At 61.2% G+C, this 13,251-nt stretch carries 11 protein-coding genes and 1 other RNA gene; 9 read left to right on the top strand and 3 right to left on the bottom strand.

The window, feature by feature from the left end; all coding sequences use genetic code 11:
• Nucleotides 1-19 precede the first annotated feature (19 nt).
• Nucleotides 20-676 carry a ribose-5-phosphate isomerase RpiA gene (gene rpiA, locus GUC32_RS20275; RefSeq protein WP_025304157.1) on the top strand — a complete coding sequence of 219 codons (657 nt, stop codon included), beginning with the start codon at nucleotides 20-22 and terminating at the stop codon, nucleotides 674-676.
• A gap of 292 nt (nucleotides 677-968) precedes the next feature.
• The gene (gene serA / locus GUC32_RS20270) at nucleotides 969-2,207 is read left to right on the top strand and encodes a phosphoglycerate dehydrogenase (RefSeq protein ID WP_025304156.1); all 1,239 of its coding nucleotides are present in this window, start codon (nucleotides 969-971) and stop codon (nucleotides 2,205-2,207) included.
• Between the two features lie 47 nt (nucleotides 2,208-2,254).
• On the opposite strand, the gene GUC32_RS20265 is transcribed toward serA, so the two are convergent.
• From GUC32_RS20265 to zapA, 3 genes are all read right to left on the bottom strand, one after another.
• Nucleotides 2,255-2,863, bottom strand: a complete 609-nt coding sequence (locus GUC32_RS20265) for a 5-formyltetrahydrofolate cyclo-ligase (protein ID WP_089181256.1) — start codon at nucleotides 2,861-2,863, stop codon at nucleotides 2,255-2,257.
• Nucleotides 2,864-2,915: 52 nt separating this feature from the next.
• A non-coding RNA gene (ssrS, locus tag GUC32_RS20260) (6S RNA) lies at nucleotides 2,916-3,098 on the bottom strand.
• 40 nt (nucleotides 3,099-3,138) lie between these two features.
• Entirely contained in the window at nucleotides 3,139-3,468 is a 330-nt protein-coding gene (zapA, locus tag GUC32_RS20255) for a cell division protein ZapA (protein WP_004931621.1), read from the bottom strand.
• 319 nt (nucleotides 3,469-3,787) lie between these two features.
• Between zapA and GUC32_RS20250 the strand changes: the two genes are divergently transcribed.
• The 7 genes from GUC32_RS20250 to gcvP all read left to right on the top strand — a co-directional run bounded on the left by GUC32_RS20250 (nucleotide 3,788) and on the right by gcvP (nucleotide 13,208).
• On the top strand, nucleotides 3,788-4,366 hold the full coding sequence (locus GUC32_RS20250; RefSeq protein ID WP_049296197.1) for a YecA family protein: 579 nt from the start codon (nucleotides 3,788-3,790) through the stop codon (nucleotides 4,364-4,366).
• A 55-nt stretch (nucleotides 4,367-4,421) separates the two neighbouring features.
• Entirely contained in the window at nucleotides 4,422-5,738 is a 1,317-nt protein-coding gene (gene pepP / locus GUC32_RS20245; protein ID WP_025304153.1) for a Xaa-Pro aminopeptidase, read from the top strand.
• A gap of 1 nt (nucleotide 5,739) precedes the next feature.
• Entirely contained in the window at nucleotides 5,740-6,918 is a 1,179-nt protein-coding gene (gene ubiH, locus GUC32_RS20240) for a 2-octaprenyl-6-methoxyphenyl hydroxylase (protein WP_049206143.1), read from the top strand.
• Between the two features lie 78 nt (nucleotides 6,919-6,996).
• Nucleotides 6,997-8,199 (top strand): FAD-dependent 2-octaprenylphenol hydroxylase, encoded by a 1,203-nt coding sequence (gene ubiI / locus GUC32_RS20235; RefSeq protein WP_025304151.1) that lies wholly within the window; start codon nucleotides 6,997-6,999, stop codon nucleotides 8,197-8,199.
• 506 nt (nucleotides 8,200-8,705) lie between these two features.
• Entirely contained in the window at nucleotides 8,706-9,803 is a 1,098-nt protein-coding gene (gene gcvT / locus GUC32_RS20230; protein WP_004931631.1) for a glycine cleavage system aminomethyltransferase GcvT, read from the top strand.
• A 46-nt stretch (nucleotides 9,804-9,849) separates the two neighbouring features.
• Nucleotides 9,850-10,236: a glycine cleavage system protein GcvH gene (gene gcvH, locus GUC32_RS20225; protein ID WP_025304150.1), complete on the top strand. Its 387-nt coding sequence runs from the start codon at nucleotides 9,850-9,852 to the stop codon at nucleotides 10,234-10,236.
• A gap of 92 nt (nucleotides 10,237-10,328) precedes the next feature.
• Nucleotides 10,329-13,208, top strand: a complete 2,880-nt coding sequence (gene gcvP / locus GUC32_RS20220) for an aminomethyl-transferring glycine dehydrogenase (RefSeq protein WP_043142647.1) — start codon at nucleotides 10,329-10,331, stop codon at nucleotides 13,206-13,208.
• Nucleotides 13,209-13,251 lie beyond the last annotated feature (43 nt).

Here is a 13,251-nt window from a genome sequence, read left to right as displayed (position 1 = left end):
CAGAGGCAAGGGACATATTATGACGCAGGATGAACTGAAAAAAGCGGTGGGCTGGGCGGCGCTGGAATACGTGACGCCGGGCACCATCGTCGGGGTCGGCACCGGTTCTACCGCCGCCCACTTTATTGACGCGCTGGGCTCCATCAAGCACCAGATCGAAGGCGCGGTGTCCAGCTCAGACGCCTCCACCGCCAAGTTGAAAAGCCTCGGCATCCACGTGTTCGACAGCAACGAAGTGGACTCGCTCGATATCTACGTGGACGGCGCGGACGAAATCAACGGCCATATGCAGATGATCAAGGGCGGCGGCGCTGCGCTGACGCGCGAGAAGATCATCGCCGCCATCGCCAAGAAATTTATCTGCATTGTCGACGCCAGCAAGCAGGTGGACGTGCTGGGCAAGTTCCCGCTGCCGGTGGAAGTGATCCCGATGGCTCGCTCTTACGTGGCGCGCGAGCTGGTGAAACTCGGCGGCCTGCCGGAGTATCGCCAGAACGTGGTGACCGACAACGGCAACGTGATCCTCGATGTGCATAACCTGAGCATCACCGACGCCATCGCGCTGGAGAACAAGATCAACGGCATCGCCGGCGTGGTGACCGTGGGGCTGTTCGCCAACCGCGGCGCGGACGTGGCGCTGGTCGGCACCCCGGAAGGCGTGAAAGTAGTCAAATAAGCCTCTGCCGTCTGTGGCCCGGTAGTGCCGGGCCGCATAATTCTTCGGTTAAAATATCTTTTCTGAAAAACGGCAAATTTGGTGACTTATGTCACATTGTGAAAGCTGACTCCCCAAAGCTTCTGCTGAAAACTTTCCCTATGGCATTTTCTGCCGTAAACCGCCATCAACGCTGCGCCTTGTCCTGCCGGGCAGGCAATCGTTTGTATTGCCGCCCGCGTTATTTTTGTTATGTTGGATGGGAGCTGTGTCGTCACAGCCGCTTCTGAAGTCTGAACATAGGGTCGGGTAAATGGCAAAAGTATCATTGGAGAAAGACAGGATTAAATTCCTGTTGGTGGAAGGGGTTCATCAGAGCACGGTCGATAATTTACGTGCCGCCGGTTATACCAACATCGAATACCACAAGGGTGCGTTAGACACCGAATCGCTGAAGGCATCCATCCGCGATGCACACTTCGTCGGCATCCGATCGCGTACGCATCTGACCGAAGAGGTGTTCGCCGCCGCAGAAAAACTGGTGGCGGTGGGCTGCTTCTGCATCGGCACCAACCAGGTTGATCTGAAAGCGGCGACCAAACGCGGTATTCCGGTCTTCAACGCCCCCTTCTCCAATACCCGATCCGTGGCCGAAATGGTGCTGGGCGAGCTGCTGTTGATGCTGCGCGGCATTCCGGCCGCCAACGCCAAGGCGCACCGCGGCGTGTGGCACAAATTGGCCGTGGGCTCTTATGAGGCGCGCGGCAAAAAGCTGGGCATCATCGGCTACGGCCATATCGGCACCCAGCTGGGCATTCTGGCCGAAGGGCTGGGCATGAAGGTGTTCTTCTACGATATCGAGAACAAACTGCCGTTAGGCAACGCGCAGCAGGTGCGTCATCTGTCCGATCTGCTCAATATGAGCGACGTGGTGACGCTGCACGTGCCGGAAACGCTGGCCACCAAGAACATGATGGGGGCGGAAGAGCTGGCGCTGATGAAGCCGGGCGCGATTCTGATCAACGCCTCGCGCGGCACCGTGGTGGATATTCCCGCGCTGTGCGACGCGCTGGCCAGCAATCACCTGGCAGGCGCGGCGATCGACGTCTTCCCGGAAGAGCCGGCGACCAACAGCGATCCGTTCAACTCGCCGCTGTGCGAGTTCGATAACGTGCTGCTGACGCCGCACATCGGCGGTTCCACGCAGGAAGCGCAGGAGAACATCGGCGACGAAGTGGCCGGCAAGCTGGCGAAATACTCCGACAACGGTTCGACTCTGTCCGCCGTCAACTTCCCGGAAGTGTCGCTGCCGGCGCATGGTCCGAACGCCAGCCGCCTGCTGCACATCCACGAAAACCGTCCGGGCGTGCTGACGCAGATTAACCAGATCTTCGCCGAAGAGGGGGTTAACATCGCCGCGCAGTATCTGCAAACCGGGCCGGAAATCGGCTACGTGGTGATCGACATCGAAGCGGAAACCGCGCGCGCCGACGCCGCGCTGCAGCGTATGAAGGCCATCGACGGCACCATTCGCGCCCGTCTGCTGTTCTGATTCGGCGGCTCGCCGCAACGAAAAAGGCCGGAGCGATCCGGCCTTCTCTATTTGGGCTCGTGCCACGCCCAGCTGCAGAGCGGGGTGAGGATTTCCGGCAACGGGATATCCCAGTGCTCGGTCGGCAGGTGCTCCACCTGCTGGCAATCATGGGCCAGGCCGATGGGATAGGGGCCGCCGCTGCGCCAGTTTTGCAGGGTGCGATCGTAAAAACCGCCGCCCATGCCCAGACGCTGTCCGGTATGATCGAATGCCACCAGCGGTGTCAGCACCACCTCCAGTTCGCCCAGCGGTAACACCTGGCGCACATCGAGCCGCGGCTCGAGAATATTGAAGCGGTTGCGCACCAGCGGTGTTTCCGGCGCATAGCGCAGAAACAGCAGGTGTCCTGAACTGAACGGATGCAGCACCGGCAGGTAAACCTGTTTGCCGAGCGTCCACAGTTGCTCGATCAGCGGCCCGGTGTCGAGTTCGCCGTCAAACGACAAAAATACCGCGATGTTGTGCGCGGCCTGAATACGTGTGTGCGCGGCGAGGCGTTCGGTTATCTTGTCTGCGGCAAAGCGTTGCTGGCCCGGCGTAAGCTCACGCCGACGTTGGCGAATGAGTTGACGAATGGCTTGGCGCTGCTGCGCGAATTGGGGTTGAAAAGACATCGTATCAGGCTTGCTCAGTGTGGCGTTCAGCACACATAAACCGCTGAGAAGGGGAATCTCCGAGATGCCGTCGCAGGCTGTAACCCTTGAACCCATGGTTCAAGGTGAACGTGCCGTCGCAATCTTAAGGCTTCTCGGCGCACCGAGCGTGCTCACCGATCGCGGAGCAACACATTCTGTTTGTACTAAATATCGGCTCAGGGGACTGGCCCGCTGGCGAACATCTCAGAGAAATTTTGTACTCGTTGCTGAAACTTTGATTTCAACAACTTAAGTTATTCGAATTGTGCATCCTGACGTTCAGAGATGCGACCTTGTTCAAGCAGCGCTTGTTCAATGGTCTGCTGCAGCATCCGTATGCGTTGTTCCATATTGGACGCATAGTCACGGGTTTTCAACCGTTCTTGAGCAAGTTCGTGACAGACGTTCAATGCCGCGATGAAAACCAGTTGCTCAGTATTGGAGACTCTAGTGCGAACTTTAAGATCTTGCAACCGTTGGTTAAGATCGTCCGCCGCCATATTCAACGCATCTTGTTGTTCTGGCGGGCAATTGACTCTTAACGAGCGGCCAAAAATTTGAATATCTACCGGTTGTGCAGACATGCCACCTTCCTGCCTAAATTTCGCGCCAGCCTTGTCCGCCCTGGCCGGGCCGTCAAAGCGGGCGCCACTATATATACCTCGGTACCAAGATACAACCCCTTTTTCAGTACCTGGTTGTAATCTACTGTGGCGCACATTGCCAGTCAAAAAAGGGTTTCAAAATGCGTATTTACCGCACTTTCGTCACCCGCCGGCGCAGTGTGAAACCTGCCACATCGCGATTATAACTAGCCACTGAGGTGTCGCGCTTATCTGGTATAGCGACGGACCTTGGTGGTAGCATAACACGAACTTATCCTGCCAACGATGACGAATGCGCATGTCTATACAGAATACATTTCCAAGTTACCAATCTTTGACCGTGGCCCTCAACCAGCAGTCGGTGGCGCTGACCGCGGCAGAAATGCACGGCCTGATCAGCGGCCTGCTGTGCGGCGGCAGCCGTGACGCCGGCTGGCAGGCGCTGGTGCACGATCTGACCAACGAAGGCGTCGCCTTCCCGCAGGCGCTTAGCCAACCGCTGCAGCAGCTGTATGAAGTGACGCGTGACACGCTGGAAGATGACGAATTCCTGTTCCAACTGATGCTGCCTGAAGGGGAGATCGTTAGCGTGTTCGATCGCGCCGACGCGCTGGGCGGTTGGGTCAACCACTTCCTGCTCGGGCTGGGCATGATGCAGCCGAAGCTGGCTCAGGTGAAAGACGAGGTCGGTGAAGCGATCGACGATCTGCGCAACATCGCGCAGCTGGGCTACGACGAAGACGAAGATCAGGAAGAATTGGAACAGTCGTTGGAAGAAGTGGCGGAGTATGTGCGGGTTGCCGCCATCATGTGCCACGGCGAATTCACCCGTCACAAGCCCACGGCGCCGGAAAACATCAAACCGACGTTGCACTAAACGTTCTATCGCCCCTCCGCCGGCGGTGCGGATGGCATGATTTCAGGAGAAGGTAATGACTCAGCAGGAATTCAACAACCGCCGCCAGGCGCTGTTGGCGAAAATGGCGCCGGCCAGCGCGGCGGTTATTTTCTCTGCGCCGGAAACGACGCGCAGTGCAGATTCAGACTATCCCTATCGGCAGAACAGCGACTTTTGGTACCTGACCGGCTTCAATGAGCCGGAAGCGGTGCTGGTGCTGATTAAAAGCGACGAAACGCACAACCACAGCGTGTTGTTCAACCGGGTGCGCGATCTGACGGCGGAAATCTGGTTTGGCCGCCGCCTGGGGCAAGACGCCGCGCCGGCGAAGCTGGGCGTGGATCGCGCGCTGCCGTTCGATGAAATCAATGACCAGCTGCACCTGCTGCTCAACGGCCTGGACGTGGTCTACCACGCGCAGGGCGAATACGCCTATGCCGATCAGATCCTGTTCGGCGCGCTGGACAAGCTGCGCAAGGGGTTCCGCCAGAGCCTGCAGGCGCCGGCCACCGTTACCGACTGGCGGCCGTGGCTGCATGACATGCGGCTGTTCAAGTCGCCGGAAGAGCTGGCGGTGATGCGCCGCGCCGGTGAGATCAGCGCGTTGGCGCATACCCGCGCGATGGAAAAATGCCGCCCGGGCATGTTCGAATACCAGCTGGAAGCGGAAATTCATCATGAATTCACCCGCCTCGGCGCCCGTTACCCGTCTTACAACACCATCGTCGGCAGCGGCGAAAACGGCTGTATCCTGCACTACACCGAGAACGAGAGCCAGATGCGCGACGGCGATCTGGTGCTGATCGACGCCGGCTGCGAGTACCAGGGGTACGCCGGCGACATCACCCGCACCTTCCCGGTCAACGGCAAGTTCAGCCGGCCGCAGCGCGCGGTGTACGACATTGTGCTGGCGTCGCTGCAGCGCGCTTTGGAACTGTTCAAACCCGGCACCAGCATTCGCGAAGTCAATGACGAAGTGGTGCGCATCATGGTGGTCGGGCTGGTGGAGCTGGGCGTATTGAAAGGTGAAGTCGACTCGCTGATCGCCGAGCAGGCGCACCGTCAGTTCTTCATGCACGGGCTGAGCCACTGGCTGGGTCTCGATGTGCACGACGTTGGCCACTACGGCACGCCGAGCCGCGATCGGCTGCTGGAGCCGGGCATGGTGCTGACCGTGGAGCCGGGGCTGTACATCGCGCCGGATGCGGACGTGCCGGCGGAGTACCGCGGCATCGGCATCCGCATCGAGGACGATATCGTGATCACCGCCGACGGCAATGAAAACCTGACCGCCACCGTGGTGAAAGACGCCGATGCCATCGAGGCCTTGATGGCGGCGGCAAGGTCGTAGCATGAGCGTTATTATCGTTGGCGGCGGTATGGCGGGCGCGACGTTGGCGCTGGCCATTTCGTCGCTCACTCAGGGAAGAATGGCGGTGGATCTGGTCGAGGCGACCCGGCCGGATGACCGCAGCCACCCAGGTTTTGACGCCCGCGCCATCGCATTGGCGCAGGGTACCTGCCAACAGCTGGCGCGCATCGGCGTTTGGCCGGCGCTGCGCGATTGCGCTACGCCGATCACTCAGGTGCACGTCAGCGATCGCGGGCACGCCGGCTTCGTGAATCTGCAGGCGCAAGATTATCAGGTCGATGCGCTCGGCCAGGTGATCGAACTGCACGACGCCGGGCAGCGGCTGTTCGCGCTGCTGGCCAAGGCGCCGGGTGTCACGCTGCACTGCCCGGCGCGGGTGGTGGACGTGATCCGCACCGCAGAGCGGGCGGAAGTGCTGCTGGACAACGGCCAGCGTCTGCGCGGGCAGCTGCTGGTGGCGGCCGACGGTTCGCGCTCTGCGCTGGCGCAGGCCTGCAACGTGCAGTGGCGGCAGGAGGACTATCCGCAGTTCGCCACCATCGCCAACGTCACCACGGCGGAAGATCCGCAGGGGCGCGCCTTTGAGCGCTTTACCCGCTATGGGCCGCTGGCGTTGTTGCCGATGTCGCAGGGGCGCAGTTCACTGGTGTGGTGCCATGCGCGTGAAGATCGCGCCCAGGTGGATGCCTGGGACGACGAGCGCTTTATCGCCGAGCTGCAACAGGCTTTCGGCTGGCGGCTGGGGCGTATCCTCAAGGCCGGTAAACGGCACAGTTATCCACTCGGGCTGCTGACCGCCGATCGCCATGTCAGCCACCGGCTGGCGCTGGTGGGCAACGCGGCGCAAACGCTGCATCCTATCGCCGGGCAGGGGTTCAACCTTGGCCTGCGCGACGTGATGTCGCTGGCGGAAACGCTGGCGGAAGCGGCAGACAGCGGCGAAGACGCCGGCGGTTACGCACTGCTGAGCCGTTATCAGCAGCGGCGGCAAAACGATCAACAGGCGACGATCGGCGTGACCGACGGGTTGATTCATCTGTTCGCCAACCGTTATGGCCCGCTGGTGATTGGCCGCAATCTGGGGCTGATGGCGATGGAACGTTTGCCGGCGATACGCGATGCCTTCGCCAAGCGTACGCTGGGCTGGGTGGAACGTTAGAGACATGGTCGGGCGCTTTAACGCGCCCAAAGCGCGGCGCGGCAAGGCGTCGCGCGTTATTTAAGGAAATCGAGCAGCATGCAATCATTTGACGTGATTATCGCCGGTGGCGGTATGGTGGGGCTGGCGTTGGCCTGCGGCCTGCAGGGCAGCGGGCTGCGCGTGGCGGTGCTGGAGCAGCGCCAGCCGGAGATGGCGCCGCCGTCGGAACAGCCGGCCCTGCGCGTCTCCGCCATCAATGCCGCCAGCGAGCGTTTGCTGCAGCACATCGGCGTGTGGGACGACATTCTCCAGCTGCGCGCCAGCGCCTACAATGCGATGGAAGTGTGGGATCGCGACAGCTTCGGCAAGATTGCTTTCCGCGGCGACGAGTGCGGCTTCAGCCATCTCGGCCACATCATCGAAAATTCGGTGATCCAGCAGGCGCTGTGGAAACGCGCCGAAAGCCTGTCGGACATCACGCTGATTACCCCGGCCGCGCTCAAGCAGGTAGCATGGGGCGAAAATGACGCCTTCGTCACGCTGGAGGACGGGCGCATGCTGACCGCCCGGTTGGTGATCGGCGCCGACGGCGCCCAGTCGTGGCTGCGCCAGCATGCCGATATCCCGCTCACCTTCTGGGATTACCGTCACCACGCGCTGGTGGCCACCGTTCGCACCGAAGAACCGCATCAGGCGACGGCGCGGCAAATTTTCCACGGCGACGGCATTCTGGCGTTCCTGCCGTTCAGCGATCCGCATTTGAGCTCTATCGTCTGGTCGGTGACGCCGGAAGAAGCCGAACGGCTCAAACGGCTGGAACCGGAGCAATTCAACCGCGAACTGGCGATGACCTTCGACATGCGCCTGGGGGCTTGCAGCCTGGAAAGCGAACGGCTGGCGTTCCCGTTGACCGGCCGCTATGCGCGCAGCTTCGCCGCGCACCGCCTGGCGCTGGTGGGCGATGCGGCGCATACCGTGCACCCGCTTGCCGGGCAGGGCGTGAACCTGGGCTTTATGGATGCCGCCGAGCTGATTTCCGAACTGCGCCGCCTGCAGCGGCAGGGCAAGGATATCGGCCAGCACCTCTATCTGCGCCGCTATGAGCGCCGCCGCAAACATGGCGCGGCGGTGATGCTGGCCAGCATGCAGGGTTTCCGCGAACTGTTTGACGGCAACCACCCGGCCAAAAAGCTGCTGCGCGACGTGGGCCTGCGGCTGGCGGACAGCCTGCCGGGCGTCAAGCCTAAGCTGGTGCGTCAGGCGATGGGCCTGAACGATCTGCCCGAGTGGCTTGCCTGATCCCTTCCTTCTGCGGGCCCGCACCGGGCTCGCGCTTCTCGCCTTATTCCATCGCTTTTCCTTATATAACCCTTCATTTGAAATAATCTAATTTCAGCCGCTTTTTATCATTACTTTTTCTAATTCCATGTTCGGTTATCAAAAGTCGGGATCCCATGCGCGGCCATCTGTTTGTTATATAACTTCGGCGTTTTACCGCTTTAATTGTTAATTTTGTGCCTTAAGGCGCATTTTTCCAGTGAAAAACTCTGCACACTACCCCGGCATTTTACCGCACGGGAACGGCGATGAGCCTATTTTAACTTATGGTTAATGTGGTCGTTCGGTGATAAGTTCGAGGGAAAGGTATCGTTTGCGTCACGGCGGTTACACGCAGTTTCCGCCCGTCCCGGCGCAGCATTTGTGTTGAGCAGTCAGTGCGCCATGGCGATCGGGCCGCGAGCCAGGCTCCGCCGCATTGCGTGGCAGCACCCTAACTTCTAGCGACGAGTGGAAAGAGGGAAAAGATGGCAAAGCAAACCCCACTGTACGACCAGCACGTGGCGTGCGGTGCGCGCATGGTAGACTTTCACGGCTGGATGATGCCGCTGCACTACGGCTCGCAGCTCGATGAGCACCACGCGGTGCGTCAGGATGCCGGCATGTTCGACGTGTCTCACATGACCATTGTAGATCTGCACGGCGCCCGCACCCGCGAGTTCCTGCGCTACCTGCTGGCGAACGACGTCGCCAAACTGACCCAACCCGGCAAAGCGCTGTACACCGGCATGCTGAATGCCTCCGGCGGCGTGATCGACGACCTGATCGTTTATTTCCTCACTGAAGACTATTTCCGCCTGGTGGTGAACTCCGCCACCCGCGACAAAGACCTGGCCTGGATCGAAGAGCACGCCGCGCCGTATGGCGTCGCGCTGACGGTGCGCGACGATCTGGCGCTGATCGCAGTGCAGGGCCCGCAGGCCAAAGAGCGTGCCGGCACCCTGTTCACCCCGGAACAAAAAAGCGCGGTCGAAGGCATGAAGCCATTCTTCGGCGTGCAGGCCGGCGAGCTGTTCATCGCCACCACCGGTTACACCGGCGAGGCCGGCTATGAGATCGCGCTGCCGAAAGAGCAGGCGGCGGATTTCTGGCAAAAATTGCTGGCCGCGGGCGTCAAGCCGGCCGGTCTGGGCGCGCGCGACACGCTGCGTCTGGAAGCGGGCATGAACCTCTACGGGCAAGAGATGGATGAAGGCGTTTCGCCGCTGGCCGCCAACATGGGCTGGACCATCGCCTGGCAGCCGGAAGATCGCCGTTTCATCGGCCGCGAAGCGCTGGAGCAACAGCGCGAGCAGGGCACCGAGCAACTGGTCGGCTTGATCATGACGGAAAAAGGCGTATTACGTAATGAGCTGCCGGTGCGTTTCACCGACGCGGCGGGGCAAACCCACGAAGGCGTGATCACCAGCGGCTCGTTCTCTCCGACGCTGGGCTTCAGCATCGCGCTGGCGCGCGTGCCGGCAGGCATCGGCGAGCAGGCTATCGTGCAGATCCGCAACCGTGAAATGCCGGTCAAAGTGACCAAGCCCGGTTTCGTTCGCGCCGGCAAGCCGCTGACAAATTGATTTTTTATTGATTGATTCTTTTAATTCTTCGAAGGAGTAACCGGCGATGAGCAATGTGCCAACAGAATTGAAATACGCATCCTCCCACGAGTGGGTTCGTGCAGAAGGTAACGGCGTTTACACCGTAGGCATCACCGAACACGCGCAGGAACTGCTGGGCGATATGGTGTTTGTCGATCTGCCGGAAGTGGGCCGCAGCGTCGCCGCCGGTGAAGATTGCGCCGTGGCGGAATCCGTCAAGGCGGCGTCGGACATTTACGCGCCAATCAGCGGCGAAATCGTGGCGGTGAACGGCGAGCTGGAAAGTTCCCCGGAGCTGGTCAACAGCGAACCTTACGGTGACGGCTTCCTGTTCCAGATTAAAGCCTCCGACGAAGGCGAGCTGGCGAACCTGCTGGACGCCGCGGCTTATCAGGCCTCGATCGACGAGTAATCGTGACCACGCCCCAGGCCTCTCGGCCGGGGCGTTTTAGTTACCGTTCAAGCTATATCCCGTATCACGCAAGCATTCAGGAATTTGTAGCAATGACTCAGACACTCAGCCAACTCGAACACAGCGAAGCGTTCATTGAACGCCACATCGGCTCTTCTGCGGAACAACGCCAGGAGTTGCTGGCAGCGGTGGGCGCTCGCTCGCTCAGCGCGCTGATCCAACAGATCGTGCCGGCGGACATTCAGCTGCCGGGGCCGCCGCCGGTCGGCGACGCGGCGACCGAACACCAGGCGCTGGCTGAGCTGAAGGCGATCGCCTCGCAAAATCAGCGCTACAAATCCTATATCGGCATGGGCTACAGCGCCGTGCTGACGCCGCCGGTGATCCTGCGCAACATGCTGGAAAACCCGGGCTGGTACACCGCTTATACCCCTTATCAGCCGGAAGTGTCGCAGGGCCGCCTGGAAGCGCTGCTGAACTTCCAGACCGTGACCCTCGATCTGACCGGCCTGGATCTGGCCTCCGCGTCGCTGTTGGATGAAGCGACCGCCGCAGCCGAAGCGATGGCGTTGGCCAAACGCGCCAGCAAACTGAAAGACGCCAACCGCTTCTTCGTGGCTGACGACGTGCATCCGCAGACGCTGGACGTAGTGCGCACCCGCGCCGAAACCTTCGGCTTCGATGTCATCGTCGATAAAGCGGAAAAAGTGCTGGAGCTGGACGGCGTGTTCGGCGTGTTGCTGCAGCAGGTGGGCACCACCGGCGAGCTGCACGACTACAGCGCGCTGCTGGCCGAACTGAAATCGCGCAAAATCATCACCAGCGTGGCCGCCGACATCATGGCCCTGGTGCTGCTGACCGCGCCGGGCAAGCAGGGCGCCGACGTGGTGTTCGGCTCCGCGCAGCGCTTCGGCGTGCCGATGGGCTACGGCGGCCCGCACGCCGCCTTCTTCGCCTGCCGCGACGAGTTCAAGCGTTCGATGCCGGGCCGCATCATCGGCGTTTCCCGCGATGCCGCCGGCAACACCGCGCTGCGCATGGCGATGCAGACCCGCGAGCAGCATATCCGCCGCGAGAAGGCCAACTCGAATATCTGTACCTCGCAGGTGCTGTTGGCCAACATCGCCAGCCTGTACGCGGTGTACCATGGCCCGCAAGGGCTGCAGCGCATCGCCGGGCGTATCCACCGCCTGACCGACATTCTGGCCGCCGGGCTGCAGAAGGCCGGCCTGACGCTGCGTCATAACACCTGGTTCGACACCCTGACCGTTGAAGTGAAAGACAAGGCTGCCGTGCTGGAACGTGCGCTGAGCTTCGGCATCAACCTGCGTACCGACATTCACGGCGCCGTGGGCATCACGCTGGATGAAGCCACCTCGCGTGAAGACGTGCAAACGCTGTTTGCACTGCTGGCCGGCGACAACCACGGCCAGGACATCGACGCGCTGGACGCGGCGGTGAGCAAGAACAGCGCATCGATCCCGGCCGCCATGTTGCGCCAGGACCCGATCCTGACCCACCCGGTATTCAACCGCTATCACAGCGAAACCGAGATGATGCGTTACATGCATCGTCTGGAGCGTAAGGATCTGGCGCTGAACCAGGCAATGATCCCGCTGGGCTCTTGCACCATGAAATTGAACGCTGCGGCGGAAATGATCCCGATCACCTGGCCTGAATTCTCCGAACTGCACCCGTTCTGCCCGCCGGAGCAGGCTGCCGGTTACCAACAGATGATCGGCCAACTGTCTCAGTGGCTGGTGCAGCTGACCGGCTATGACGCGGTGTGCATGCAGCCGAACTCCGGCGCGCAGGGCGAATACGCCGGCCTGCTGGCGATCCGTCGCTACCACGAAAGCCGCAACGAAGCGGGCCGCCACGTCTGCCTGATCCCGAGCTCGGCGCACGGCACCAACCCGGCCTCTGCCCAAATGGCGGGCATGAGCGTGGTGGTGGTCGCCTGTGACAAGAACGGCAACATCGATCTGCACGATCTGCGCGTCAAGGCGGAGCAGGCAGGTGAAGAACTCTCTTGCATCATGGTGACCTACCCGTCGACCCACGGCGTGTATGAAGAAACCATCCGTGAAGTGTGCCAGATAGTGCATCAGTTCGGCGGTCAGGTATATCTGGACGGCGCCAACATGAACGCCCAGGTGGGCATCACCACGCCGGGCTACATCGGTGCGGACGTTTCGCACCTCAACCTGCATAAAACCTTCTGCATCCCGCACGGCGGCGGCGGCCCGGGCATGGGCCCTATCGGCGTGAAAGCGCACCTGGCGCCGTTCGTACCGGGCCACAGTGTCGTGCAGATCGACGGCGTAACCACCCAGCAGGGCGCGGTCTCCGCGGCGCCGTTCGGCAGCGCCTCCATCCTGCCGATCAGCTGGATGTACATCCGCATGATGGGCGCGGAAGGCCTGAAGCAGGCCAGCCAGATGGCAATCCTGAATGCCAACTACATCGCAACTCGTCTGAAAGACGCGTATCCGATCCTGTATACCGGCCGCGATCACCGCGTGGCGCACGAATGTATCCTCGATATTCGTCCGCTGAAGGAAGAGACCGGTATCAGCGAAATGGACATCGCCAAACGCCTGATCGACTTCGGCTTCCACGCGCCGACCATGTCGTTCCCGGTAGCGGGCACGCTGATGGTCGAGCCGACCGAGTCGGAAAGCAAAGTGGAGCTGGATCGCTTTATCGATGCGATGCTGGCGATCCGCAGCGAGATCGACCGCGTCGCCAAAGGCGAATGGCCGCTGGAAGACAACCCGCTGGTGAATGCGCCGCACGTGCAGGCGGAGCTGGTCAACGACTGGCAGCACCCGTACAGCCGCGAGCTGGCGGTGTTCCCGGTGGCCGGCGTGCGCGAGAACAAGTACTGGCCGAGCGTTAAGCGTCTGGACGACGTGTACGGCGACCGTAACCTGTTCTGCTCTTGCGTGCCGATGAGCGATTACGAATAACACGTTCGGCAAAGTTTGTGTTTGGGGGACACCGCATCATGCG

The sequence above is a fragment of the Serratia sp. NGAS9 genome, from assembly GCF_009905295.1.
In the GTDB taxonomy this organism is placed as follows: domain Bacteria; phylum Pseudomonadota; class Gammaproteobacteria; order Enterobacterales; family Enterobacteriaceae; genus Serratia; species Serratia bockelmannii.
This window is presented reverse-complemented; position numbering and strand designations above follow the sequence as displayed.

What these genes read in the sequence shown, in the direction of transcription:
- GUC32_RS20265 (WP_089181256.1), bottom strand. Translation starts at nt 2,863, where the DNA reads ATGTCTTTTCAACCCCAATTCGCGCAGCAGCGCCAAGCCATTCGTCAA.
- gcvP (WP_043142647.1), top strand. Translation starts at nt 10,329, where the DNA reads ATGACTCAGACACTCAGCCAACTCGAACACAGCGAAGCGTTCATTGAA.
- zapA (WP_004931621.1), bottom strand. Translation starts at nt 3,468, where the DNA reads ATGTCTGCACAACCGGTAGATATTCAAATTTTTGGCCGCTCGTTAAGA.
- ubiI (WP_025304151.1), top strand. Translation starts at nt 6,997, where the DNA reads ATGCAATCATTTGACGTGATTATCGCCGGTGGCGGTATGGTGGGGCTG.
- pepP (WP_025304153.1), top strand. Translation starts at nt 4,422, where the DNA reads ATGACTCAGCAGGAATTCAACAACCGCCGCCAGGCGCTGTTGGCGAAA.
- ubiH (WP_049206143.1), top strand. Translation starts at nt 5,740, where the DNA reads ATGAGCGTTATTATCGTTGGCGGCGGTATGGCGGGCGCGACGTTGGCG.
- serA (WP_025304156.1), top strand. Translation starts at nt 969, where the DNA reads ATGGCAAAAGTATCATTGGAGAAAGACAGGATTAAATTCCTGTTGGTG.
- rpiA (WP_025304157.1), top strand. Translation starts at nt 20, where the DNA reads ATGACGCAGGATGAACTGAAAAAAGCGGTGGGCTGGGCGGCGCTGGAA.
- GUC32_RS20250 (WP_049296197.1), top strand. Translation starts at nt 3,788, where the DNA reads ATGTCTATACAGAATACATTTCCAAGTTACCAATCTTTGACCGTGGCC.
- gcvH (WP_025304150.1), top strand. Translation starts at nt 9,850, where the DNA reads ATGAGCAATGTGCCAACAGAATTGAAATACGCATCCTCCCACGAGTGG.
- gcvT (WP_004931631.1), top strand. Translation starts at nt 8,706, where the DNA reads ATGGCAAAGCAAACCCCACTGTACGACCAGCACGTGGCGTGCGGTGCG.